This window comes from Psychrobacter pygoscelis (assembly GCF_004335015.1).
Taxonomy (GTDB): domain Bacteria; phylum Pseudomonadota; class Gammaproteobacteria; order Pseudomonadales; family Moraxellaceae; genus Psychrobacter; species Psychrobacter pygoscelis.
The window spans coordinates 631357-658294 of the sequence record NZ_RQRU01000002.1 but is presented as its reverse complement, the minus strand read 5'-3'; the positions used below and the strand labels follow the sequence as shown (position 1 = coordinate 658294).

At 45.3% G+C, this 26938-nt stretch carries 20 protein-coding genes; 15 read left to right on the top strand and 5 right to left on the bottom strand.

From position 1 onward, the window contains the following. Positions 1-29 precede the first annotated feature (29 nt). Together EGV92_RS07460 and argH are read right to left on the bottom strand one after the other, a co-directional pair. Complete coding sequence (locus EGV92_RS07460) at positions 30-323, bottom strand: oxidative damage protection protein (RefSeq protein ID WP_131668579.1); 294 nt, start codon at positions 321-323, stop codon at positions 30-32. A 90-nt stretch (positions 324-413) separates the two neighbouring features. After that, positions 414-1799 (bottom strand): argininosuccinate lyase, encoded by a 1386-nt coding sequence (gene argH, locus EGV92_RS07455; protein WP_131668805.1) that lies wholly within the window; start codon positions 1797-1799, stop codon positions 414-416. 122 nt (positions 1800-1921) lie between these two features. Here argH and EGV92_RS07450 point away from each other — a divergent pair, with 122 nt between their 5' ends. The 6 genes from EGV92_RS07450 (at position 1922) to EGV92_RS07425 (ending at position 8017) form a co-directional block, all read left to right on the top strand. Beyond that, the gene (locus tag EGV92_RS07450; RefSeq protein WP_131668578.1) at positions 1922-3073 is read left to right on the top strand and encodes a histidine kinase; all 1152 of its coding nucleotides are present in this window, start codon (positions 1922-1924) and stop codon (positions 3071-3073) included. Positions 3074-3274: 201 nt separating this feature from the next. Then, positions 3275-4015, top strand: coding sequence for a LytR/AlgR family response regulator transcription factor (locus EGV92_RS07445; protein ID WP_131668577.1), 741 nt, complete (start codon positions 3275-3277; stop codon positions 4013-4015). 247 nt (positions 4016-4262) lie between these two features. Next, the gene (gene hemC / locus EGV92_RS07440; protein WP_131668576.1) at positions 4263-5255 is read left to right on the top strand and encodes a hydroxymethylbilane synthase; all 993 of its coding nucleotides are present in this window, start codon (positions 4263-4265) and stop codon (positions 5253-5255) included. A 54-nt stretch (positions 5256-5309) separates the two neighbouring features. Further along, on the top strand, positions 5310-6140 hold the full coding sequence (locus EGV92_RS07435; protein WP_131668575.1) for a uroporphyrinogen-III synthase: 831 nt from the start codon (positions 5310-5312) through the stop codon (positions 6138-6140). Between the two features lie 134 nt (positions 6141-6274). Beyond that, positions 6275-7363 carry a hypothetical protein gene (locus EGV92_RS07430; RefSeq protein WP_131668574.1) on the top strand — a complete coding sequence of 363 codons (1089 nt, stop codon included), beginning with the start codon at positions 6275-6277 and terminating at the stop codon, positions 7361-7363. Positions 7364-7534: 171 nt separating this feature from the next. After that, positions 7535-8017: an acyl-CoA thioesterase gene (locus EGV92_RS07425; protein WP_242678651.1), complete on the top strand. Its 483-nt coding sequence runs from the start codon at positions 7535-7537 to the stop codon at positions 8015-8017. Between the two features lie 176 nt (positions 8018-8193). On the opposite strand, the gene ribBA is transcribed toward EGV92_RS07425, so the two are convergent. After that, complete coding sequence (gene ribBA, locus EGV92_RS07420) at positions 8194-9303, bottom strand: bifunctional 3,4-dihydroxy-2-butanone-4-phosphate synthase/GTP cyclohydrolase II (RefSeq protein ID WP_131668573.1); 1110 nt, start codon at positions 9301-9303, stop codon at positions 8194-8196. A gap of 168 nt (positions 9304-9471) precedes the next feature. Next, positions 9472-10767 (bottom strand): replication-associated recombination protein A, encoded by a 1296-nt coding sequence (locus EGV92_RS07415; RefSeq protein WP_131668572.1) that lies wholly within the window; start codon positions 10765-10767, stop codon positions 9472-9474. A 382-nt stretch (positions 10768-11149) separates the two neighbouring features. Here EGV92_RS07415 and EGV92_RS07410 point away from each other — a divergent pair, with 382 nt between their 5' ends. Together EGV92_RS07410 and EGV92_RS07405 are read left to right on the top strand one after the other, a co-directional pair. Next, positions 11150-11719: a type IV secretion protein Rhs gene (locus tag EGV92_RS07410; protein ID WP_242678650.1), complete on the top strand. Its 570-nt coding sequence runs from the start codon at positions 11150-11152 to the stop codon at positions 11717-11719. A gap of 162 nt (positions 11720-11881) precedes the next feature. After that, entirely contained in the window at positions 11882-12772 is an 891-nt protein-coding gene (locus tag EGV92_RS07405) for a hypothetical protein (RefSeq protein ID WP_131668571.1), read from the top strand. A 218-nt stretch (positions 12773-12990) separates the two neighbouring features. On the opposite strand, the gene gltA is transcribed toward EGV92_RS07405, so the two are convergent. Beyond that, positions 12991-14271 (bottom strand): citrate synthase, encoded by a 1281-nt coding sequence (gene gltA / locus EGV92_RS07400; RefSeq protein ID WP_131668570.1) that lies wholly within the window; start codon positions 14269-14271, stop codon positions 12991-12993. A 2103-nt stretch (positions 14272-16374) separates the two neighbouring features. On the opposite strand from gltA, the gene sdhC reads away from it, so the two are divergent. The 7 genes from sdhC to lpdA all read left to right on the top strand — a co-directional run bounded on the left by sdhC (position 16375) and on the right by lpdA (position 26797). Next, complete coding sequence (gene sdhC, locus EGV92_RS07395) at positions 16375-16764, top strand: succinate dehydrogenase, cytochrome b556 subunit (RefSeq protein WP_131668569.1); 390 nt, start codon at positions 16375-16377, stop codon at positions 16762-16764. A gap of 20 nt (positions 16765-16784) precedes the next feature. Continuing rightward, positions 16785-17174, top strand: a complete 390-nt coding sequence (sdhD, locus tag EGV92_RS07390; RefSeq protein ID WP_131668802.1) for a succinate dehydrogenase, hydrophobic membrane anchor protein — start codon at positions 16785-16787, stop codon at positions 17172-17174. Between the two features lie 202 nt (positions 17175-17376). Beyond that, positions 17377-19227, top strand: a complete 1851-nt coding sequence (gene sdhA, locus EGV92_RS07385; protein WP_131668568.1) for a succinate dehydrogenase flavoprotein subunit — start codon at positions 17377-17379, stop codon at positions 19225-19227. 222 nt (positions 19228-19449) lie between these two features. Continuing rightward, positions 19450-20160, top strand: a complete 711-nt coding sequence (locus EGV92_RS07380; RefSeq protein WP_131668801.1) for a succinate dehydrogenase iron-sulfur subunit — start codon at positions 19450-19452, stop codon at positions 20158-20160. Positions 20161-20875: 715 nt separating this feature from the next. Then, complete coding sequence (locus EGV92_RS07375; RefSeq protein WP_131668567.1) at positions 20876-23722, top strand: 2-oxoglutarate dehydrogenase E1 component; 2847 nt, start codon at positions 20876-20878, stop codon at positions 23720-23722. A gap of 241 nt (positions 23723-23963) precedes the next feature. Continuing rightward, complete coding sequence (gene odhB, locus EGV92_RS07370; RefSeq protein WP_131668566.1) at positions 23964-25226, top strand: 2-oxoglutarate dehydrogenase complex dihydrolipoyllysine-residue succinyltransferase; 1263 nt, start codon at positions 23964-23966, stop codon at positions 25224-25226. 119 nt (positions 25227-25345) lie between these two features. Continuing rightward, positions 25346-26797, top strand: a complete 1452-nt coding sequence (lpdA, locus tag EGV92_RS07365) for a dihydrolipoyl dehydrogenase (RefSeq protein ID WP_131668565.1) — start codon at positions 25346-25348, stop codon at positions 26795-26797. Positions 26798-26938: the final 141 nt, after the last annotated feature.

Below are 26938 nucleotides of genomic sequence, written 5' to 3'. Positions count from 1 at the left end.
GGTTACAGTAATAATTGACAATCAAACTATTATTTACTTTCAGGCGTCCAACCTTGAGGTCGTTCATAGTCTGCATTGTCTAAGAACTTATTTCGCTGTTCGGTCAAAAACTTCTTGGCTTCAGGGTCCATCATACTAAGATGGTTTTCGTTAATCAGCATGGTCTGATGCTCAAGCCATTCGTCCCAAGCTTTTTTTGAGACCGTATTTTGAATCTCTTCGCCTGCTGGGTTAGGGAATGGTGGGTGTGGCATTTTAGGCAGCTCTTGCTGATACTTGCGGCAAAATACTAAATTCGCTTTTGGGTCAAAGGTCTCAGTCATAAGTCATTTCCATTTCTTAAGTAAAGCTATGAGCTTGGTTCAATATTAAAACACCGTAATCCATAGTTTAAAACAGTTAGCAAGGTGCGGTTAATTTGACGAAGTCGCAAATCTTTTTAGGCGTTCACGACCTGTTGCGACTGCTTTGATTACCTGATTAGGCGCTGTACCACCAAGATGGTCACGGGCAGCAAGTGAGCCTTCTAAAGTTAGATAATCAAACACATCCTCACCAATAGCATCGCTAAATTGCTGCAATTGCGCTAGGCTTAAATCGCTGAGATCGACGCCTTCTTGAATCCCAAGGGCTACAGCATTACCGACCACTTCGTGCGCATCCCGAAAAGCAACGCCGCGGCGAACCAGATAATCAGCTAAGTCAGTGGCCGTGGCATAGCCTTTCATGGTCGCTGCTCGCATATTGTCTTTATTAGGGACAATATTAGGCAGCATATCAGCAAAAGCTAGCAAAGAGCCTGTCAAGGTATCGACACAATCAAATAACGGCTCTTTGTCTTCTTGGTTGTCTTTATTATAGGCCAAGGGTTGATTTTTCATTAGCGTTAATAAAGTGGTTAGCTGTCCGAACACACGAGCAGCTTTACCCCGAACCAGCTCGGGTACATCGGGGTTCTTTTTCTGCGGCATAATAGAGGAACCAGTACAAAAGCGGTCAGGGATCTGTACAAAGCCAAACTGCGCTGACATCCATAAAATAAGCTCTTCACTCATTCGCGATAAGTGCATCATCAATATAGAAGCGGCAGCAGTGAATTCAATAGCGAAGTCACGATCTGAGACAGCATCTAGAGAGTTTTGGCAAATGCCTTCAAAACCTAACAGCTCAGCAGTAATGGTACGGTCGATAGGGAAGGTGGTTCCTGCCAGAGCGGCACTACCAAGGGGCATTTGGTTGATACGGCGACGAGTGTCGATTAGACGCTCGGTATCGCGGTTGAGCATCTCAAACCATGCTAATACATGATGGCCAAAACTGACAGGCTGAGCGGTTTGTAGATGGGTAAAGCCTGGCATGATGGTGTCCGTATGCTGCTCAGCTAAATCAAGAAGGCCAGATTGCAAACGCACAAGTAGCTCAATAATATTGTCCGTCTCTTCTCGTAGCCAAAGTCTGATATCGGTGGCTACTTGATCATTGCGGCTACGGCCAGTGTGCAGTTTTTTGCCCACTGAGCCAATCAAATCGGTCAGTCGCGATTCGACATTCATATGGACATCTTCGAGAGTCACCGACCAGTTAAATTCGCCATTATCGATCTCTTGCTGCACTTGCTTGAGGCCATCGATAATAGTGGTGACATCTTTTTGATCCAAGATGCCACATTGCCCTAGCATCGTTGCATGGGCAATAGAGCCTTCTATATCATGGCGAGCAAAGCGCTGATCAAAGCCTACAGAGGCGGTAAAAGCAGCAACGAAGCTATCGGTGGCCTCGCTAAAGCGGCCGCCCCACATCTGCTGCCCCGGTGCTTTATTCGTAGCAGTGCTATCTTGTTGAGACTGCTTAGCAGACGATGTGGTAGAATCAGCGGCAGTAGTGGGCTTAGAGACGTTAGACGGGTTAGGACTGTTAAGTTGTGAAGAAGTGGTGGCATTCATATTGGTTTAAGTCAGGTCATGAGAATAAGAGCAGTATAGCAAACGATGAGGCTACCTTACTAGCTGAGCGTTTAGAGTTTTTTGTGCCCAATCTTAGACGTTTTTTAACGCCTTGGCAGGTGTTCTTATATGTGGTTGCTTGGTCAATATTTTTGACCATAATGATGCGTTACGAGTTATTCACTTGGTATCTTTTTTTGCAGCGGCTGTTAGCGGTTGCTGTTATTACTGCGGCCACAGTCTTTCCAGGCTTTATCATCGTGGACTATTTTCGCCCTACACTAAAGCGGCTGCATACGATTGATGCGGGCGCTCGAATTGTGGTTATTTTATGCCTGTGTGCGGTCTGTGCCAAAGTGTTGGTCATGTTGATTGAAAATGCGCTAGGCTGGGCTAACTATGGTGGCCGGCGGATACTTATAGACACATTAGTGAATGGGCTATTAACAGGCGGGTTTACCCTTGTCTTTTTGTTGCATTTCTCGTCTCGTTATCAACAGCTTTTGGCTTTAAAAAGAGCCTTTGATCAGCAGCTGGCAGCGCAAAATGATCTTATTAAAGCGCGTATCGCCCCCCACTTTTTTTTTAATACTATCAATACGCTTGTCTCTTTAATAGAGTCTAGCCCGGCTAAGGCAGCTGAGCTATTACAGCATGTGTCAGCGCTGTTCCGCGCCAGTTTCAATGGTCCAAAAGAGATCAGCTTTGAAGAAGAGGTCGCCCTATGTCAGCACTACCTTTCAATCGAAGCATGCCGATTGACGGATAAGCTTGAGGTAGTTTGGCGTCTCCCTGATGATGACATGATGTACGATATGGTCATCACTGCTCTTACCTTACAGAGTGTGCTAGAGCAGATATTATTGAGTGTGGTAGAGATGACTACCGAGACTATTTATATGTCTATTGAGGTAACTTGGCAATACCACCGCGTGGTGATTGAAATAAACGTACAGCTGCCTAGCAAGACTTTATTTATCAAGCGAGACCTCAGTCGACAGATAAACTTCGAGATTCAAACCAAGCGACTTCAGCTCAATTTTGGGAAAAGCGCTTATATTAAAAGTCAGATTAATCAGCAGCAAATGCAGACGACCATTAGTTATCCTTTACATGATGCGGGGCTTTAACAGAGCAACACTTTAGAGCTTAAGCGTTACACGATTAAGTTTAAAAATAAAAAGACTTAATTAAGTCAATAATAATGTGCAATAATTTGGCATAGAATTTAAAGAAACGAAGCGTTTACAATTTCACTGTGTTGACACAGAAATCATGATAATATGTTATAAATGCACAAATGTACTGCCATAAAATAGAAGGAGCTGTGAATGCGAATTGTGGTTTGTGATGACGAGCCATTGGCGCGTGAGCGCTTGGTGAGAATTGTTCAAGATGAAGATCATGAGGTAGTGGCACAGGCTATGACTGGTGTTGAGGCTGTTGTTGCGGTAAAACAGTATCAGCCTGACGTGATTTTGTTAGACATTCGTATGCCAGAGATGGATGGGGTTCGCTGTGCTCAGGCACTTAATGAACTGCAAAACCCGCCAGCGATTATTTTTGTGACTGCTTATGACCACTACGCGATTACTGCATTCAAGGCCAATGCTATCGGCTATCTGTTAAAGCCTGTCAATAAAGATGAATTGCTTGAGGCCTTATCCAAAGCGAAAAGCTTAAATGCAGCGCAGTTGAATGAGCTGCGAAAACTTGAAGACCCTACTGCCAATCCACCACGGCGTCAGCATATCGCGGCGCGGACCCATCGCGGTGTGGAGCTTATTCCTTTATCAGATATCTACTATTTTACCGCGGATCAAAAGTATGTCAAAGTCCGCCACAAAGAAGGTACGGTACTGATTGATGAGACTCTAAAAGAGCTAGAGCAAGAGTTTGCAGATGAGCTGTTCCGCGTTCATCGCAATGCTCTGATTAATTTGGACTATCTTGACCTACTGGAGACAGTAGATTCTGGCCAGTACCAAGTACGCTTTAAAGGTATTGATGAAGCGCTAGCGGTAAGCCGCCGTCATTTACCTGTGTTGCGTGATAAGATTCAGAATATGTAACCGCTCAAAAAGCGCTTATAGTTTGGGCGTGTTAAGACAGTGACTTCACGATATTCTATCTTAATTTTATAGCGCTGACTTTAACAACTGATTTATATCATCTCACCCTTATTTATGATTAAATAGGGGTGTTTTTTTGTCCTGCCATAAGGTTTATTCGTATGTAAAACAGTGTGCAGTGACAGAATTAGAATTGATGAGCTAACACGTTAAATTATCGCTAATGCTTTGGATGTAACTAATTTTTATGACTGAATCTGACTTAACACTCCCCGCAGCCACGTTGAATATCGCAACACGTCAAAGTCCTCTAGCCCTATGGCAAGCTGAGCATATCAAAGATAGGCTGATGGCATTAAACCCAGGATTGACGGTCAATTTGGTCAAGATCGTCACCAAAGGGGATAAGATATTGGACACCCCGCTGGCCAAGATTGGCGGTAAAGGCTTATTTGTTAAAGAGTTAGAACAAGCCATGTTTGATAAGCGTGCTGATATTGCGGTGCACTCTTTAAAAGATGTGCCGATGGTGTTACCAACCGGCTTAACCTTAGGTGCCTATTGTGAGCGCGCCGCGCCAACCGATGCCTTTGTCTCCAATAACTTTGACTCGCTTGAAGCTCTTCCTCAAGGGGCGGTAGTAGGTACTTCTAGTCTACGTCGCCAGTGCCAAATAAAAGCGTACCGCCCTGATTTAATCATCAAGACGCTGCGTGGTAATGTTGGGACGCGATTGGGTAAGCTAGATGCCGGTGAATATGATGCCATTATCTTGGCGACGAGTGGCTTGCAGCGTATTGGTCTTGATGAGCGCATTCGTAGTGAGCTGAACATCGATATTAGTCTACCTGCAGTCGGTCAAGGTGCCCTTGCTATTGAATGCCGTGAAGGTGATGAGCAGGTGCTGTCGTTGCTTGCCCCATTAAATGACGCTAAAGCACGAATTCGCTTGATAGCAGAGCGAGCGTTGAATCGTCATCTTGAAGGTGGCTGTCAAGTCCCTATCGCCGCTTTTGCGGTATTAGAGGATAGTAACGAGCTTTGGCTTCGTGGCCGCGTAGGTGAGCCGGACGGTTCGGTGTTATTAAAAGCTGAGCAGCGTACTAGGCTAAAGCCATTAACAACCCCTGACGCCCAAGCCCATAATGAGCAATTGGCCAATGATTTGGGTATTGCAGTCGCCCAGCAGCTGCTGGATAAAGGGGCTAAGCAGATATTACAAAATATCTATTCCGCATAAGGTGGTACAGACGATGTTAGGCTTAGGAGGTATAGTGTAGATGGCGTATCTTTCATGAGTAAGCATCAGCAAAGGGTCGTCATTAATACTCGGCCTACTGAACGCGCAGCACCCTTATCAGTGGCGCTCAAAGCCAACGGGTACGAAGAGTTGCTACTACCGTTATTGGCATTAAACCCACGTCCACTGACAGCTCATGATAAGTCGCTGATGCAGCGCTGGACAGAAGGTGATTATGCGGTGACAGTCACGGTAAGCCCAAGCGCTGCGGCACTAGGCTTGAAGTATTGGCAGAGCGCTAATGATTCAGCGGCTATTATGAAGCGCCTATCTAGTCAGACTTGGCTGCCCACTACCTTCGTCGCGGTGGGTGGAGCTACGGCTGATATCTTTCGTCGTCAAGGTATTGCTGTGCAGCAGCCTATAGAGCCTAATAACGAAGGAATGCTAGAGATGCCCCTGATCGCGGCGCTTGGCATTGGGGATCGGGTGTTAATGTGGCGTGGTCTGGGGGGGCGCAGGCTGCTGGTTGACACCTTAAGACAGCGCGGGGTACAGGTCGATAGTATTGCTTGGTATGAGCGAGTCTGGCCAAAAAAATCAAGTACGGTATATCGTAATTGGCTAACAGAGTATCTCCAAGGTAGCGCTGATACGCCGTGGGCGATAGTGCCCATAGTCATTATTAGTAGTGGTGCTGCCTTTGCGCATTGGCAGCATTTGCTCAAGCCAAGTACAGAGACCTCATATCCTACATTAGCAGATTTTGTTTATATTGTTTTAGGGCAGCGTTTGGCTGGGTTGTTTGCCGATAGGCAGCTCAGATATCAGCAGGTAGAGTCTCTGGATCCTGATGAGATTATTAAGGCTGCTGCTACGCTTTAGCTTATTTTTATCACTATCTAATTTATTGGAGTGGTAGTGGGCAGGTAGATTGAATGCAGCTTAATTGATATAACGAGCTATCTTTTATCATATTATCAGTTTTATTAACGTGTTAATGAGCAGGGAATGGTTGTATGACTCTAAAACCTCAACCAACTGAAGAGGCCAGCGTATCGACGGAGTCAGCGCCGCCTTTGACCCCAACCCAGCAGCGCCGCAAAGCTGGACAGTTGCTGCTTTGGTTACAATGGCTGCTTATCCTAATGCTAATCGCTATGATGGTCTGGATGTTTATTTTACAGCAGCGTTTTGAGCAAGAAGTGCTTACCCGACTGCAAACCAGCGAACAGGTCGGTAGTCGTCTGAACGAGATGGATGATCGGCTGTACGCTATTAGTCAGCAGACACTACCCGTCCAGAATCAGCCAACAGGTAGTCAAGCTCAGAATCAATTGAATATGCTACGAATCCAGCTTCAGGCGGCGGATAGGCTGATTACAGATAGTGATTACCCAGCTGCCGTGTCGTTGCTGCGTGGACTACTGTGGCAGATGTCTCAAGATAATAATGAGATTGCACCTGCATTGACCATCGTACTTAAGCAAAGCCTTGAGCACGATATTGACAATCTCCTCGCCCAAAGCGCTCAGCCTAGCCCGTGGCAGCTACATAACCTAGCCATCGCTGATATTCAGGGTTATTTGCGCCAGCAGGTCACCTCAGCAGAGAGCGAAAAGCAAACCAGTGATACCCGTAGACTGGCCACTTATGAGGTCATGGTTCATGAAACGATTATGACACTGAATCTGGCTATGCAGGCCAGTAATATGCGAGATAAGTCGTTATTACTTATGTATCTGCAACAAGCCAAAGAGCAGCTACTGTCTCTACAAGGTATGGAGGCTCGACGACTTCAGGGGATAACCGATTCTACAGCGCCATTAGCAAAAACCGCACCTAGGGTCAAAAGCAATAAAGCTGTAGAAGATACCAGAGCACCACACCCTGCAACGAAGGAGTCAACGTCACAGCAGCATCTAGCTGAAATGAACGATAGCCCTACCGCCAACGACTCAGATACACTGCCTGCTCAAGAAACTATTAACTTAGCCAGTATGCAAGACGCCATTAATTGGCTTAGCAAACTGATTGCTGAACCACCGACTAAGGTCACATTGACGACATCTCAAGTGCTAGATCAAGACAAAACTGCCGCCAACTGATTTAGATATTGAGTGAGTCAAAAGACGAATCGTGTAGCGAGGCAGTCATGCACGTGATAGTTAGAGTACTAACTTTTGACTCAAGTAGTGGGCTAAGAGACAGTCCAGTTTATATTATAGTCCAATTCATACCGATACCCTTCAAGTAGCTACCTATATTAATGAGATATTATGAGTGATATGACAATCAATAATGCCCCTAATCAAGTCAACCATGCAGAGCAAATCGCGTCATTACGGTCTGAGTTTGCCTTTGTTCATGAGCAAGTGGTGGCTTGGGGCGATATGGATGCACTAAATCATCTGAACAACGTGGTGTACTACCGTTATGCAGAGTCTGCACGTATTGGTTATTTAGAGGCTTTAGAGCTGTTTAATGATAACGTTCAGGTTGTCTTAGCGCAGTCTAGCTGTCAATATTTACGCCCTGTTGTCTTTCCTGATACCTTGCAAATTGGGGTGCGCTGCAAGCATCTGGGTAACACCAGTATGGTCATGAGTTATGCTTATTTTAGCCAATCACAAAATCAAATTGTCGCCACAGCTGAATCGGTATTGGTGCGCTTAGATCCACAAACGATGCAAAAGGTGGCTTGGCAAGAAGATGAGCGTCAACAGATTGTTAGCTTCGATAGCCAAGTTGGCTCTAAATAGTTATCATTAGTCTAAATAGATTAATGGCAGTATAGTCGCGTAGTTATGACTATGGCAACTATTGCATCCATTGATAGCAACTAGCGATAGGAACGCGTCAGGTAGAGCTAACATCTCTGAATACAAAAAAGCGCGGCCCTTTTAAGGCCGCGCTTTTTATCATCTTAATAACGTCGTTAGCTAGTAGGCGCAGCGACAAATTCAATAACGTTTAAATCAAAACCGGATAGCGCATAAAACTTCATCGGTGAGGACAATAAGCGCATATCACGAACACCAAGATATCTTAAAATCTGTGCACCAACGCCTATACTACGATAAGGCTGCTCGGTAATGGTGGCTACAGACTGATTACTGGCACTTTTATCCAAGACAGCGCCCATATCGATTGGGCTATGATTGCCAATCCAGACCAAGGCCCCACGCTCAGACTCACTAATCTCTTTTAGAGCCGCTTGTACACTCCAACCACTTCGCCCTGTCTCGTCACAATTGGCCGCAAACAAATCTCTTAATGGGTGGAAGCCATGGACGCGGATAGTGCTAACACCAGCACTTAAGTCACCCTTTACCAAGGCCAGATGGGTCTCATCAGCGCCGAATTCACGAAAACGATATAGAGTGAAGGTACCGAACTCAGTGTCAAACTCTCGGGTCTCCACCTCTTCTACCGTCTGCTCATTAGCAATGCGATAAGTGATTAAGTCGGCAATGGTACCCATTTTAAGGTCGTGCTCTTTAGCAAATTTCTCTAAGTCATCACGGCGAGCCATCGTACCATCGGCATTGATAATCTCGACAATAACCGCCGCTGGCTCTAAACCGGCGAGCCTTGCTAAGTCACAGCCGGCTTCTGTATGGCCGGCACGGTGTAATACACCGCCATTTTGCGCCATAATTGGAAAGATATGGCCGGGCTGCACGATATCTTCAGGCTTGGCCGCTGAGGCCACTGCTGCTTGAACCGTTCGAGCGCGATCCGCCGCTGAGATGCCGGTAGTGACACCTTCGGCGGCTTCGATAGATACCGTAAAGTTAGTACTGAATTTTGCCTCATTACGGTCTGACATAAGCGGTAGGGCCAACTGCTGACAGCGCGCTTCTGTTAAAGTCAGACATACCAAGCCACGGGCGTGGGTAATCATGAAGTTAATATCTTCAGCACGAACATGGGTAGCGGCCATGATGAGATCGCCTTCATTCTCTCGGTCTTCATCATCCATTAAGATAACCATCTTACCGGCGCGAATATCATCAATAATTTCAGGGATCGAATTTAATGCCATGGGAAGTCTCTTAGTTGGGGTATACCTTTATTTGCAAGTAATAAAAGTTAGTGTGAGTTGAATTTAGGTCGATTGTAAGGGTTTAATGTCCTGTTGCCCACTAATAATCAGTGACGATAGGGTGAGAAGTTTATTTGCGGACATTTTAATTAGTGAAATTCTACTAAGCTAGTCATTGCTAGCGGCTTGTGATTTGAGCCAATTCATAAATTGCTGACTGTGTTGCTCACGTTTGTTATCGGCATAATTGTAAAACCTAGTACCCTGAAGCTGCTCGGGCAGATACGACTGTGGGTAGTAGTGATTGGGATAATCATGCGGATAGACATAGCCTGCACCGTAGCCTTGTGACTTCATTAGTGACGTCACACCGTTACGAAGATGTAAGGGTACGGCAGAAGCGTCCGATTGAGCCAGCTTCATAGCCGCGTTAATGGCTTTATAGGTGCTGTTACTCTTAGCACTGGTTGCGAGATAGACGACGACTTGACCTAAGATAATTCGTGCCTCAGGCATACCGATGGATTGGACGCTTCTCAATGCCGCGTCAGCAAGTAGTAGGGCATTTGGGTTGGCATTACCAATGTCTTCACTGGCTAAGATGACCAAACGCCTAGCGATAAAGTCGGCTGGCTCACCGCCGACCAGCATTCTTGCCATCCAGTACAGCGCAGCATCAGGATCTGAGCCGCGAACAGATTTTATCATGGCTGAGACCATGTCATAGTGTTGCTCGCCATCCTTATCATAGCGAGCCAGTGCACTTTGGGCGACACTCGCAACCAAGTCTTGATCGATGATAATAGGCGATTGGTTAGGATCGGCGGTCTGAACAGCAAGCTCTAATAGGTTAAGCGCTTTTCGGGCGTCACCATGCGCCAACTGACTGATAAAGTCTTGAGCTACCAGCTCGATATCATACTCTTTAAGGACGATATCATGGTCTATAGCTCGGCGCAGTACGGTCTCGATGTGTGATTCGCTGAGCGGCTCTAAACGATAGACCTGACAACGAGAGAGTAAGGCGTTATTGACACTGAACGAAGGGTTTTCGGTGGTGGCACCGATTAAGGTAACGTCGCCAGACTCTACCGCACCGAGCAAGGCGTCTTGTTGGGCTTTATTAAAGCGATGAATCTCATCAATGAAAACTACGGGGGATTCAAGCGCCAACCCCCCTGAGCCACCACCAGCTTCCAAAACCTCACGCAGCTGCTTGACGCCGGTGTTGAGCGCCGACAAGGCGTGAAATGGTCGACCGACTGCATCAGCAAGTAGCATGGCGATGGTGGTCTTACCGATTCCGGCCTCACCATGAAGGATTAAAGAGGGGAGATGACCTTGTTCAACCAGCCGTCTAAGCGGCGCGCCTGGTGCTAAGAGGTGCGACTGACCGATGACCTCGTCAAGCGACGTGGGGCGCATGCGTCCAGCTAAGGGCATATCAGGGGAAGGGTGAGCCATAGTTCACTCGATGGGGTTCGCAAATTTAATCAGCACCTAGCTTAAGTAACCGCAGCGATATTTGCAATTTAGGTTATGTTACTAGCAAAAACCCAAGGCAAAACCATGAGTTATGAGCGCTAACCGTATCAATTATAATGCACAGCTGCGCTATTGTGAGGGCGCTAGAAGGGTTAGATGATAGATCAGATGTCTTGACGGAGATCTTGGCAGAATGGTGTAGTACTGATATAGACTCTTTTATATATTTATTTATTCGCTTATCAGCTAAAGGGCAGTAAAATTGGCTTAAGATTAACCCAGTACAATGAACTTAATCTCTTAAGAATGCCATTTATTAAACCTGTTGAGCCGACCTGTAAAGTTGGGTGGAGAGATTGTGATGACTAAGATGCCATTTTTAAATTTGACATCAAAGGTTAAGCCAAAAAAAATTATAACTACGGTGATTAATGAGTGTCGGCTGAAGTTTGCACCGCGTAAATCTCGAGCATTAACAGTAGGAGAGGTAGCACTGGCTCGGTCAGTTTTTAGCGACCATATTTGTCTAGATGATGTACGGCTAAAGACGACATGGTGGGTGCTCAAAAACTATGCGGTTAGCCCTAATGGCAATATATACTTTCATCCGGCTGACTGGACAGAAGATTTTAGCCAAGAGGCACTCAGCAAGCAAAGTTGGCTTATTCATGAGCTAACTCACGTCTGGCAGCTGCAACAAGGCTTGAAAGTGGTTCGCGGCGCACTGGTGAATCGGCGCTATAGCTATGTTTTTGAAGCGGGCAAGCCATTTTTTGCTTATGGTATTGAGCAGCAAGCCCGAATGGTTCAAGACTATTTTACTCGCCAACAGCGTGGTCAAGACTGCCGACCTTGGCAGCAGTGTATCCCTTTTTTGCAAGCAAAAGATACGCCTAAAAATACATCCGTGAATACTACTGATATAGCGTAGACTTATGATAATTAATGTTTTTTATTGATTAGCAGTATAGTAGTGCTTTAACTATTGGTGCATTGCTGTCGATGGTGGACATAATAGTTGTAGTAATCATTATATGGATAGGAGCTAGAGTTATTTCTAGCAACTTTACCTAAATTAATATAGGAATAGACCGTGATTAGTCGTGATCTTCCCTCGTCAGTGTCATTATTGCATCCTATTGCCGCCGGGCTGCTAATAGGTGTGCTTGGCTTAGTCAGTTTAAGTGGCTGCCAACCAGCCGCTGAAGAGCGTGAGTCACCATCCCAGATAGCAGGGGCAGACGCACAAGATAGCTCTGGGCACAGTGCTACTGAGCAAATAGCCGTAACCCCCAGTCCGGCTGCACAAGCACAGATTGATCAATTCGAGCCAAAGTTTGTCACGCAAATGCTCAGTCTACAGCAGCGCCTTCAAGCAGAATACGAGTCTCTTAAAGTTGCCGATGCTTCTGACGACCTAACAGCGAGCGACGGCGATGGTAGTGCAACTAACGATAAACATACCGATGAAATTAGTGATAATACGGCGTTAACTGACACCACCAGCCCAAGCTCCGCAGATAATAAACCGGAGCCAGAAGAGAACTTTAGCACTGAGGTTGGGAAGCGTGATTTAACAGTGCTAAAAAAGGTCAGTCTAGAGCCGCAGCCTCCTGAAGTATTGGATGAAGCGCAGATAAAAGCCCGTTATCGTAGCGCTTTTGCCGCCCTATATTCTAATCAAGCCTTGTCCGCGCAAGAGGTCGATACGCTGATCAATATCACCACCTTATTGCCAGAGTTGTTTGAACAGCCCCAATTGGCGCAGCAGCTGAACGATAAAAGCCCGGCACTGGCACGATTGATTGTGCAGCAGCAGATTTGGCGACAGATAGAAGCGCAGCAGGTAATTGATATGCAGCGCATGAAACAAGATCAGCAAGCTGAGTTTGAAAGCTTAATGGCTAAGTTCAATGACACTATCAAAGATTATGATGAACAAATTGCCAAATATGAAAAGATGTTAAAGGAGTTTGAGCGATGAGTGGATTCGCTAGCCAGTACTTGTTGGTTGCTTTTGCACGCTAAAGTGTCAACTCATTAATATTAAATTTTTGGATAAGTTATTGAGTTAATAGCTCACCAATTGATAGAACAAAGCTACAGAGCCATGCTTAGCTAAGTCTTTATTCATTCACACTGCCCATAAAAAATCCCGCTATTGGCTAGCGGGATTTTTTTGATTAAGCTGTCTATAAAGGCTTATTTACGGTCTTCAAGCTTAACGAACTCACGGCGAGCTTGACCAGTGTAAAGCTGACGTGGACGGCCAATCTTGAATGGCGTGCTGTGCATCTCTAACCAGTGGCTGATCCAGCCAGCAGTACGGGCTAGAGCAAAGATAACGGTAAACATAGAAGTTGGGATACCGATAGCTTTTAGGATGATGCCAGAGTAGAAGTCGACGTTAGGATAGAGGTTACGCTCGACAAAGTATGGATCTTCTAAAGCGATCTTTTCAAGCTTCATAGCAAGCTCAAGCTTAGGATCGTTGATACCTAGGGCACCAAGAACTTCATCACAAGTCTCTTTCATGACCTTAGCGCGTGGGTCGAAGTTTTTGTAAACGCGGTGACCAAAGCCCATAAGCTTCACTTCTTTGCGCTTCACTTTTTCCATGAATTCATCGACATTCTCGACGGTGCCAATTTCATCAAGCATCTCAAGTACGGCTTCGTTCGCACCGCCATGTGATGGGCCCCAAAGTGCAGCGATACCAGCAGCGATACACGCATAAGGGTTAGCGCCGGTAGAGCCTGCAAGACGGACGGTAGAGGTTGAAGCGTTTTGCTCATGGTCAGCATGAAGAGTAAAGATTTTGTCCATGGCATTTGACAACACTGGGTTGTCTTTGTAGTCGACATCTGCTGGCGTGGCAAACATCATATACAAGAAGTTTTGCGCGTAGTTAAAGTCATTACGTGGGTACATGAACGGTTCGCCGCGCGAATATTTATAGCTCATGGCAGCAAGCGTTGGCATTTTTGCAATAAGACGGATCGCTGTGATCTCACGATGCTTCTCGTCACTGACATCTAAGCCGTCGTGATAGAAGGCAGATAAAGCACCGACCACACCGACCATAATAGCCATTGGATGCGCGTCACGGCGGAAGCCTTCAAAGAATCTGCGCAATTGATCGTGGACACCTGAGTGCTTACGGATCTTCTCATAGAAGTCAGTCTTTTGCTCTGCATTTGGTAGCTCACCATGCAATAGCGCATAACAAACTTCAAGATATTCAGCGTTATTAGCAAGCTCATCAATAGGGTAGCCGCGATGTAATAATTCGCCCTTGCCACCATCAATAAAGGTAATCTTTGACTCAACAGGAGCCGTCACTTTAAATCCAGGATCGTATGTCCAAAAGCCAGCCTCTTGAAAAGCGGCGACATCAATAACTGGGCGACCGAGTGTTCCCTTAATAATTGGAAGTGGGTAATCCTTACCATCGACGGTTAACGTCGCATTACTGTTAGACATAAATTCCTCTCGTTGTTGTTAAAGAACGTTGGGTTTGCAAAATCGCCAAGCAAATGTAAATCGCCTGTCGTCTGATTCAATATAAATTGAACAATAGATAGAGATAATGTGAACGGCAAAATAGCTAAGCTGACCCGCTATAATCAAGCCAGATAATCCTCTACTATTTATAGGCACTATAAGCACTAAAAAAAGCGTAAATTGATAGCTAGGCTTATCAATCCAGACTGTGAGAGCCTTCTAAAAAGCAATTATCTGATTGAAAAAGATGAGGCTTACAACCGTACTATAACATAGGGTTTAGGAAATTGAGCTTTGATCATCACGTCTGCTTACTTTATCTATAATATTTGCTTTATTCATAAAATATAGGCAAACACATGATTTGGCTATATTACCAGTTATTCTCGACCATTTGAAAGAAATCTTTACTCAGGTGAGTGGCCAAATAGCTTTAAGAGCGCCCTTAGTGGACACCTTTAATTCTACAATAGACCTTAACTAGCCAGTCTTTTATATCACAAACATATTCTAACGATAAAGCAATAACTTTTAAAATAAGCTGTTATATACAGCTAGAGATATAACTTAAGGATAATCAAGCGTCTTAAAGCATATCCTTACAACAAGTAAAGACAATAACATGGATAAGGAACGGTACTATAGTAGTAGATAGTCGTTAGGCTCAGCTAGCCTAATGATAGAGTTTTAGCTCTAAAAGCGGTCAGCAATTATCTGTGAAAACCCTTAATAGAGGCGTTCGATTTGATAACATTTTGATACATTTTTATTAGGCTAGAATTAGTTTTTTTATTAATGTCGTATCTTGAGCCTAGTGTAAAACGCATTTAGAGCTACAAAATAACAGTCTTAGCTTGTCTCAGTGCATGACTAGAGCCGTAAAGCTTCTATAGAGCCTTAGCTGTGTGACGTTAATTCAGGATACTCACTTATAGCTAACCTTACCGAGGTAGAAATCTGCAAGTGCATTGATACTATAGGATTATTAGGAGTTTAGACTTAAGTTGTCATTTAAGGAATAATACAAGCAGTTACAGTAACGCTAATTATATAGAAAGTTTGGGTAATATATTTGTAATTAGGCGTCAGCCCTTTTATAATTGGTAAATTATTAAGTGTTAGTTTGATCATCAAACTGGCTTTATCCTGACGATAGAGTGTCAGCAATAAGGTGACCTAGGCTGTATTGGGTGTACCAGTGACTAGCAATGCGCAAGTTTATTGTTGGTTGTATTGTCTGGCGGGTTACAGGGTCAGGTAGTCGATACAGACCAGCTAGGGAAGGTCGGCCTACCTCCAAAGGGTAGTATTAAAGTCAGCAAGTGATTAGTATCTAGTATGGTGCTAGTGAATGCTAAACAGGTGCTGATAAACTAAGGTATCCCTTGAGTTTAAGCCACTGCGCTTAAACGCCGTTTAGCCAATATTACGCCTTGTTTACTAGGCTATGTTTATGTAGTGTGTTATTCAATTATTTTAAGATAACCCTATCTATGAGTAGTTGATAACTAAAGACTCATATAGTTCAGCTTTGTATCAAGTGTTTGCTTATATAGGCTGTTACTTGAATCATCACAAGTGCTTAGGGCTAGAGATGCCACTGGGCATATACTAGTGCCTGATATAGACTTATGAATTTATGTGCGTCAGTTTGCCCTAGGTTAAATAGGGGATACTGAGTATTGAACGAGCGTTATGTTATGACTTCAAGTCATTCAGTACTGATATTGTAGTATGATGACGCGGCCTAAGATTTTTGTAGTCTAAGGTCTCGTTAATCTGATTGTTCATAAATGTGAGTCTTTATAAATGATTGCCGATATTTATACGCTCTAAGCTGATGTGTCTTCTCTGCTGCTTATTAGTATTGATTAATTGCAGGTTGGGAAAAAGGCTCATTACAGAGTGATGATAACGGTAGAATATGACTGCCTGATTATATACACGTAATATATTATCTTAGCGAAGTCAGCTAGCTCTTCCTTACACTATTCGTCTCTTGTGCGATGATTAAGAAATTATTTGGCCTAAATTTTAGTTGCCAAATTTCTTTTTAGCATAAGCGTCATAACCGCAAAAAGGATGCCCGCTGTGAAAAGCAACCGACCGATTAATCTACCTTTAAGTCAAGTGATTAGCGTCAATGCTAAATCACCTATTGCGATAGCTTCTATTTTACATCGCATCTCTGGAATTTTTCTATTCCTACTTATTCCTGTCATGCTCTGGTTGTTACAGAGATCCTTGGCCTCGCCTGAAAGTTTTGCCGTCGTATTTGACAATATTGCAGTTCGCTTTGTTGCTTGGATATTTGTAGCGTCGATTGCCTATCATTTTGTCATGGGCGTCAAGCATTTATTTGCGGATATGGGATTCAATGAAGAGCTTAAATCAGGCCGAATGGCTTCGTTTGTGAGCTTAGCAATCGCCGCTGTCTTAATTGTCTTATCCTTCGTATGGGTGATGTTCTAATGATAAAAAATGATTCAGGAATCAAAAGCGCCACTGGTCTAACAGGATCAGGCTCACGCGATTGGATCGTTCAACGTCTGAGCGCGATCGTACTTGCTGTCTATAGTCTCGTATTATTAGGCTTCTTTTTGACCCATGGCCATGTGACTTATGTAGAGTGGGTAAACTTCATGATGAGCTTACCAATGCGTATATTTAGCTTGGTAGCAATCCTTGCTCTTGCTGGCCACGCATGGGTTGGGATGTGGACCGTATTTACCGACTATATTACCAAAGGTAAGCTTGGTACCGCAGCGTCAGCATGGCGATTAATACTACAAGCGGCCATGATTATCGCTATCTTGGTCTACCTATTCTGGGGCATCATGATTTTTTGGGGCCTAGGTGTGAATACTGTCATTGTCACTTAATAGTGAGCTAATTAATTAAGCAGTGATTCATCTATTACCTTCAGTCCCACGAGCAGTAAGTATACGTCTATCCAATGCGTCTTAATAAATAGGCCTTTATAAGCCGACTTTAATGCGTCATAAAGCGCTCATAAGACGACAGTAATAGCGACGACTTGGATAGACCTTACAGCCCTTATTTTGTATTCATTAGGAAATCGTCATGGCTACTAGACAAGACAATACTATTAGTAATATCAAGACTTTAAACTTTGATGCGGTCATCGTTGGTGGTGGCGGCTCAGGCATGCGCGCCTCGCTACAGCTTGCCGAAGCGGGCATGAAAGTTGCCGTTATCACCAAAGTATTCCCCACCCGCTCGCATACTGTTGCAGCGCAGGGCGGCATCGGTGCCAGCCTTGGTAACATGAGTAATGACAACTGGCACTTTCACTTTTATGACACAGTAAAAGGCTCAGATTGGCTTGGCGATCAAGACGCCATCGAGTATATGTGCCGTGAAGCACCAAAAGTCGTCTATGAGCTTGAGCACATGGGCATGCCATTTGACCGTAATGAAGACGGTACTATTTACCAACGTCCTTTTGGTGGTCACACTTCAAATTACGGTGAAAAAGCTGTTCAACGTGCTTGCGCCGCTGCTGACCGAACAGGTCATGCTCTACTGCATACGCTCTATCAAAAAAACCTGCAACAAGGTGCACAGTTCTTTATCGAATGGATTGCCCTTGACCTTATCAAGGATGAATCAGGTAACATCAATGGCGTCGTTGCTATCGAACAAGAGACTGGCGCTATTGCGGTATTCCAATCGCCAATTACGGTACTAGCAACGGGCGGTGCAGGTCGTATCTTCACCGCTTCTACCAATGCCTATATCAATACTGGTGACGGTCTGGGTATGGCGGTACGTGCGGGTATTCCACTGCAAGATATGGAATTTTGGCAATTCCACCCAACAGGCGTCGCCGGTGCAGGTGTACTCCTCACCGAAGGTTGCCGCGGTGAGGGTGCTATCTTGCGTAACAAAGATGGTGAAGCATTCATGGAGCGTTATGCGCCAACGGTCAAAGACTTGGCACCACGTGATCTCGTCTCACGTTCTATGGACCAAGAGATCAAAGAAGGCCGCGGCTGTGGTCCTAATGGTGAGTATATCGTCATGGACATGACCCACTTAGGGGTTGAGACGATTATGAAGCGCTTGCCATCTGTATTCGAGATTGGTAAAAACTTCGCCAACGTCGATATCACCAAAGAGCCTATCCCCGTTATCCCGACTATCCACTACATGATGGGCGGTATCCCAACCAATATTCATGGTCAGGTAGTGGTTCCAGATCTTGAAGCGGGTACAGATGAAGAAGGCTTATATGCTGAAGGCAAAGTGATCAAAGGTCTATATGCTATTGGTGAGTGTGCTTGCGTGAGTGTCCACGGTGCAAACCGTCTAGGTACTAACTCACTACTTGACCTTGTGGTCTTTGGCCGCGCTGCCGGTAAGCACATTGTTGATGAGTATCATCAAGCTGATCATACGTATAAGCCACTCGATCCACGAGTACTTGACTATACAATGGGCCGCTTGAACAAGCTTCAGCAGTCTACTAGCGGTCATAACGCTCAAGAAGTGGCGGATGAGATTCGTGCTACGATGCAAAAGCATGCCAGCGTCTTTAGAACGCAAGAGCTTATGGATGAGGGCGTACAAAAAATCTTGGCACTCGGGGAAAAGGTCGAAAACATCCACCTTGACGACAAGTCTCAAGTGTTTAACACTGCTCGAATTGAAGCTTTAGAAGTAGCGAACTTATATGAGGTTGCCAAAGCGACTATGCTATCAGCAGCCAATCGTCATGAGTGCCGCGGCGCGCATACTGTGTTAGATTACGATCGCCCAGAGGACGATGATTATGCTCCAAACGGTCGAAATGATCGTGACTGGATGAAGCATACTCTATGGTATTCAAGCGACAACCGAATTATCTATAAGCCAGTTCGTAAGAGCCCACTAACAGTAGACTATGTCGAGCCTAAAGTTCGCGTATATTAATTTTGCTTGATTAAGCTACTGATAGATTAAGCTAACAGCAGCTAGATAACAATGTTAACGTCATCTGCTCAGGTTATTCACTAATAACTGGGAGCAATGACGAATCCCCTTTTATTATTGGTGGACGCTCGCCCGCAATGAGGCCTTGGTTTATAAGAGAATATAGACTAAGGCTCACCAAAATTGCCAGCCAGTCGACACCGCCGTGTGGAGTTAAGCACTATGAGCCGAGGTACTCGCACCATCGAGATTTATCGCTACGATCCTGATAAGGACGCAGCCCCTTACATGCAGACCTATTCAATCGAGTTATTAGACTCTGATCGAATGCTGCTTGACGTACTATTACGCCTTAAAAAGCAAGATGAGACGCTAACTTTTCGCCGCTCGTGCCGCGAAGGGATTTGTGGCTCAGATGGTATGAATATTAATGGTAAAAACGGTCTGGCATGTCTTATCAACATGAATACTTTGCCGGAGAAGATTACCATTCGTCCACTACCAGGATTGCCGGTTGTTCGTGATCTTGTGGTCGACATGAATCAGTTTTATGAGCAATACGAAAAGATCCATCCTTATCTCATTAATGATCAGCCAGCGCCACCGACTGAGCGTCTACAGACGCCAGAAGAGCGTGAAAGACTTAATGGGTTATATGAGTGTATCTTGTGTGCTTGCTGCTCGACGTCTTGCCCTTCATTCTGGTGGAACCCTGATAAATTCTTAGGACCGTCAGCACTACTTAACGCTTATCGCTTCGTTGCTGATAGCCGCGATAGTGACACTCAAGCCCGATTGGCCCGTCTTGATGATCCGTTCAGCTTATTCCGTTGCCGCGGCATCATGAACTGTGTCAGTGTCTGTCCTAAAGGCTTGAACCCGACCCGCGCTATTGGTCATCTACGTAATCTCTTGATTGATCTCGCGGGCTAGTGGACTTAATGAGCGACGCTATTGTTTAATAATTCACTTATTGTGCCTTTATCAACTGATAAGGGCATTTTTTATAAGAGTTAATCACGGTAGGGGTCAATAAGTATTGCAATTTTAGACCGTATTTAGAGCTTGCTAGTGAGTATGATAAAAAGTCGTCGGCATGATGACGATTATTTACTAGGTAAATACTAACTATTGAGCAAACAAACTATGGTGAGTTTTTTTGACATGTTACTCTATCGAGCAGTATGGAAATAGGACCGATTATTGCAAGGTTATCGCTTGGTTATTGAATAGTTACCACATGGTTGTGATGTCAAGGTGGTTATGTAAATATAGTTGAAATAACAGCCAGTGATTCCCAATAATTAACTATATACCTTATGTAATCTATGTAACTTGTATAACTGATGACAATTACGGCACAATAACGTAGTTATTTATAAAGTAACCATTTATGAAGTGGCTAGTTATAAAATTTACATAGGATAATAGGTAGCTGTAGAGCAATAATTGTCAGTAAAAAGGTAGCGAGATGATAAAGGCTAGAAAAGTCCTCGAGTCTAACGCTCAATCATCGAGCTAATGGAATGACGATAGGTTACGGATAGCCTACATTCAACCGTGACCATAGCCTTTAAAATTAACCTATTCATTTATTTTTAAATATCAAACTGTACACTCTCTTCACTCAATCCAAATAGAAAATACTATGACTACAATCACTAATGACGCTGCAACGTCTGCGCTTACTGAGTTGTCAGCAGATAACGCCAGCTATATTGAAGCCCTCTACGAACAGTATTTAACAGACCCTGAAAGTGTTGATAGCCAGTGGCAAAGTTACTTCAAACAATATGAAAGTGATAATGACGCGCTACACAATGCCATTCAAGATCAGTTTTTATTACTTGCCCGCAATCAATCAGCCAATAAAGGCGCTCCTGCCGCTGCCAGTACTTCCTCACAGGCAGATCCCAAACAGATGGGGGTGCAAAAACTTATCTCTGCTTACCGCCGCCGCGGTCATCGCCGAGCTCAGCTTGACCCATTAGGCCTGCATCCACGCGCAGAGGTTGAAGATTTGACCTTAGCTTTTCACGGATTGTCTGAAGCTGATCTTGACACCGTCTTTCCTACCAGTGACTTAAATATTGGTAAATCTGAAGCGTCACTCAAAGAGATTATCGACATCATGGAGCGGGTATACTGCCGCCATCTTGGTGTTGAATATATGCACGTGACCACGGCTGAAGAAAAAAGCTGGATGGAGAAATACCTAGAAGAAAATCTAGGTTATATCAAATTTGACGATGACAAAAAACGTTCTATCTTAGAGCGTCTTACCGCTGCTGAAGGTCTAGAGAAGTATTTGGCCCGTAAGTATACTGGGGTAAAACGTTTTGGTCTTGAAGGCGGGGAAAGTTTCATCCCAGCAGTCAATGAGCTGATTCAGCGCGCTGGTAGTGGCGGTACTAAAGAGATGGTCATCGGTATGGCCCACCGCGGACGTTTGAACCTTTTGGTGAATATCCTTGGTAAAAACCCTGCGGATCTTTTTGACGAATTTGATGGTAAAGTGCAGCCTGAAAAAGGCTCAGGCGATGTGAAGTATCACAACGGCTATTCATCAAATGTCATGACCCCAGGTGGAGAGGCGCACTTGGCCCTCGCCTTTAACCCGTCGCATTTGGAGATTGTCTCGCCTGTATTAGAAGGGTCAGTGCGCGCGCGTCAAGTGCGTCGCCAAGATACCTCAGGTAACCTTGTGTTGCCGATTGTTGTGCATGGTGATGCCGCGTTTGCAGGTCAAGGTGTGGTGCAAGAGACCTTCCAGATGTCACAAACTCGCGCTTACTCAACAGGCGGCACGCTCCATATCGTCATCAACAACCAAGTTGGCTTCACCACCAGCCGCCAAGAAGATGCACGCTCTACTGAATACTGTACTGATGTCGCAAAAATGGTGCATGCGCCAATCTTGCACGTTAATGGTGATGATCCTGAAGCGGTGGTGTTTGCGGCGCAGTTGGCCTTAGATTACCGTCAGAAGTTCCATAAAGACATCGTGATCGACCTCTTCTGCTATCGCCGTAACGGTCATAACGAAGCAGATGAGCCGTCTGCTACCCAGCCACTGATGTATTCTGTCATCAAAAAGCTACCTTCAACCCGCGCTCTATATGCCAAGAAATTAATTGACGAAGGCATTATCGATAGCGAGCAAGAAAAGAATCTAGAAGACGAATATCGTGAGTCGTTAGACAAAGGCGAGTATGTCGCCAGCGCGCTCGTTCGTGAGCCAAATCCAGACCTTTATGTGGACTGGAGCCCTTATCTAGGTCATGAGCTAGAAGATGACTGGGACACTAGTGTCGATATTGATAAGCTAAAAGCTTATGGTCGCCGCATGGCAGAGCTGCCAGAAGGCTTCAAGCTTCAGCGCCAAGTTCAAAAAGTCGTGGAACAGCGCCTTGCTATGCAGACTGGCGAAGAGCCACTGAACTGGGGCGCGGCTGAGACGTTGGCTTATGCCAGCTTGGTCGACGACAACTATCTGGTACGCATCACCGGTGAGGACGTGGGCCGTGGTACATTCTCGCATCGTCATAGCGAGCTGTACAATATGAATGATGGCAGCATGTACGTGCCATTGTCACATCTAAGTGAGAACCAATCACGCTTTGCTACCTATAATTCATTGCTATCAGAAGAAGCCGTACTGGCCTTTGAGTATGGCTACGCTACTACCGTGCCAAAAGCACTGATTATCTGGGAAGCGCAGTTTGGTGATTTCGTTAACGGCGCCCAAGTGGTTATCGATCAATTTATCTCTAGCGGTGAGACCAAATGGCAGCGCGTCTGCGGTCTAACGATGCTATTGCCGCATGGCTTTGAAGGGCAGGGTCCTGAGCATTCATCTGCTCGCTTGGAGCGCTTCTTGCAGCTTTGCGCAGAAGATAATATGCAGGTGATTACGCCCACGACACCAGCCCAGATATTCCATGCCCTACGTCGTCAGGCAGTCAGACCTATTCGTAAGCCTCTTATTGTGATGTCACCGAAGAGCTTGCTACGTCATAAGCTAGCGACCTCCGCGCTTGAAGAGCTAGCCAATGGTAAGTTTGAGACGGTATTGCCAGAAGTGGATAAAATGGACAATGACAAGGTGACTCGTCTAGTCCTATGCGGCGGTAAGGTCTACTATGACTTACTGGAGCAGCGTCGTGAGCTTGGTCTTGAGCATGTCGCTATCGTCCGTATTGAGCAGCTGTATCCACTGCCAGAAGCTCGCCTAATCCAAGAGTTTGAAAAGTATCCAAACCTCGAACAGATCGTCTGGACACAAGAAGAGCCATTGAATCAGGGCGCTTGGTATTACTTAGCACCGCACATGTTCCGCATTGTCGTGCCGCACCCAACTCGCGCTAAAGTGGTCGATCCTGTTGCTCGTCCAGCCTCAGCTGCACCAGCGACTGGCTCACCGAAGATTCACGCGCAGCAGCAGCGCAATCTTGTTGCAGGCGGCTTAGGCGTCAGTGTCGATCAGCTGGTATAAAGTAAAATGACCTAAAGAAGTAGTCGATGGTGGGTTGATTTTAGCTCACCATCGATGGGTCAAAGATTATGCCTGACGTGGTTGCTCAGAATAGCTTAAGTAAATATGATCTAAGTAAAAAGTGGCCGTATTACGTGGTTGAATTACATAGTGACCCAATTAAATTGCCTTTATTTATCTAAAAATATTGTGCTGCCAAATTTCACCATATATAAAAATTTATATCATAAGGAGTCATTCCATGGCTGAGATTAAAGCCCCAGTCTTTCCAGAGTCAGTAGCAGACGGTACCATCGTAGAATGGCACGTTAGCGAAGGCGAGCAAGTAAGTCGTGATGATGTACTAGCTGAGATTGAAACCGATAAAGTTGTATTAGAGGTTGTTGCCCCTGATGATGGTGTCGTCACCAAAATCGTTAAACAAGTGGATGACACCGTACTATCAGACGAGCTAATCGGTGAGTTTGAAGCTGGTGCTACCGCTGATAGCGCTGGTTCAGAAAGTAACGATGAAGCCAATGCCGACACCACTATTGATCCTAAAGGAGTCGCTGCTCCTGTAGAGAAAAAACAACAGACTGATGGCGGACAGCCAAGCCAAGGTGATCAGGCTGAAGCTGATCATAAAGACCAAAGCCCAGCAGTTCGTAAAGCGGCTAAAGAGTCTGGTGTTGATCCAAAAAATGTTCAAGGCAGTGGTCGTAATGGCCGCGTGACCAAAGCAGATATGGCCAGCCCAACCCTAAAAGCGGACAGCTCTATCAAATCTGATAGTGGCCGACCTGTAGCTGAGTCTGTCGGTGAACGTACTGAAAAACGCGTGCCAATGACGCGTCTTCGTAAGCGCGTCGCTGAGCGTCTATTGTCTGCGACACAAGAAACAGCCATGCTCACCACCTTCAATGAAGTGAACATGAAGCCGCTCATGGACATGCGTAGCAAGTATAAAGATCAGTTTGAGAAGCGTCATGGCACGCGACTAGGCTTTATGTCGCTATTTGTCAAAGCAGCTACCGAAGCCCTTAAGCGCTTCCCAGCAGTGAACGCCTCTATCGATGGTGATGACATTGTTTATCATGGCTACTATGATGTTGGTGTGGCTGTATCTTCAGACCGTGGTTTGGTCGTGCCTGTACTTCGTGACACTGACCGCATGAGCATGGCGGACGTTGAGAGCGGCATCCGTGAATTCGCGGGTAAAGCACGCGATGGTAAGTTGACTCTAGAAGAGATGACTGGTGGTACGTTCACCATTACTAATGGTGGGGTATTCGGCTCACTGATGTCGACGCCAATCTTGAATCCACCGCAGACCGCTATTTTGGGTATGCATGCTATCAACGAGCGCCCAATGGCTGTCAATGGTGAAGTGGTCATCCTACCTATGATGTACTTGGCATTATCTTATGATCACCGAATGGTTGATGGTAAAGATGCTGTGCAGTTCTTGGTGACTATCAAAGAATTGGTCGAAGACCCAACTCTGCTATTACTTGACCTATAAGGTCACAAGGCTTGTATCGGCGATAGTTGATACAAGCTTTTTGCATTAATATGCTTTCGATATTATAAGTTCAATTATTTTTATTACATTTCTCATTCTTATAAACAGTGGGTAGAACTATGAAAGATAATTATGATTTAGTAGTGATTGGCGGTGGCCCTGGTGGTTATGAAGCCGCTATCCGTGCTGGTCAACTTGGTATGAGTGTCGCTTGTATTGACAAGCGCGTTTATAAAGGCGAACCTGCGCTTGGTGGTACATGCTTAAACGTAGGCTGTATCCCGTCAAAGGCCCTTTTAGAGTCGTCGCATCGTTATGAAGCAGCGCAGCATGAACTGGCTGACCACGGTATCTCAACTGGCGAAGTTAGCATTGATGTTGCCAAGATGCTCGAGCGTAAAGAAGCTATCGTCAAGCAGCTTACTGGCGGCGTTGCTATGCTGCTTAAAGGCAATGGCGTAGATTGGCTACAAGGCTGGGGTACGCTAGTAGACGCTAAGGGCAGCGATAAAAAAGTTAAATTTACCGCGCTTGAAGACGAATCTGAGACCACCATTACTGCTAAGTACGTTATCTTGGCTTCAGGCTCAGTACCTATTGAGATTCCAGTAGCGAAAACTGACGGCGAGCATATCGTCGATTCTACTGGTGCCTTAGACTTCACTGAAGTGCCTAAGCGTTTGGGTGTAATCGGTGCTGGGGTCATTGGTCTAGAGCTTGGTTCAGTTTGGCGTCGTCTTGGCGCTGAAGTCGTAGTATATGAAGCTTTACCAGAGTTCCTAGCTGCGGCAGATAAAGATGTGGCTAAAGAAGCAGGCAAGTTATTTAAAAAGCAAGGCTTAGACATCCGCGTCAATACCAAAGTGACCAATGCTGAAGTGAAAGATGGTCAAGTGGTCGTCACTAGTGAAAAAGATGGCGAAACATCTGATGAGAGCTTTGATAAGCTAATCGTTTGTGTTGGTCGCCGCGCCTATTCAGAAAAGCTATTGGCTGATGACTGTGGTATCAAACTCACAGATCGCGGCTTAGTGGACGTCAATGAGCAATGCAAGACCAGCCAAGATGGTGTCTATGCTATCGGTGACTTGGTCCGTGGCCCAATGCTTGCGCACAAAGCGATGGAAGAGGGCATGATGGCGGTCGAGCGCATCCATGGTGAGAAGCCTCAGGTCAATTATGACACGATTATCAATGTCATCTATACTCACCCAGAGATTGCTTGGGTAGGTCTTAACGAGCAAGAAGCTAAAGATCAAGGCTATGACGTTAAGTCAGGCTCATTTAGCCTAGCCGCTAATGGCCGTGCACTAGCGCAAGGTGAAGGTCAAGGCTTTATTAAAGTCGTCGCAGATGCGAAGACTGATCGCTTATTAGGTATGCATGCTATCTCAGCGGGTGCTGGTGATATCGTGCATCAAGGTATGATCGCAATGGAGTTCGTTTCAAGTATTGAAGACCTACAACTCATGACCTTTGCGCATCCTACAATCTCTGAAGCGGTTCATGAAGCTGCCTTGTCAGCAGATGGCCGAGCGATTCATGCTATTCAGCGCAAAAAACGTAAGTAATATAAAGTTTAAAGTGTTAACGCCTTGCCAAGTTTAAGACAGTTTTGAGGTTGTGACTCTGTCTTACTTGGTAGGCGTATTATTACTATTTCTTCTTAACTTACCCTTAGCAGCTTATAAAACCAATTAAGCTGTGAGTGT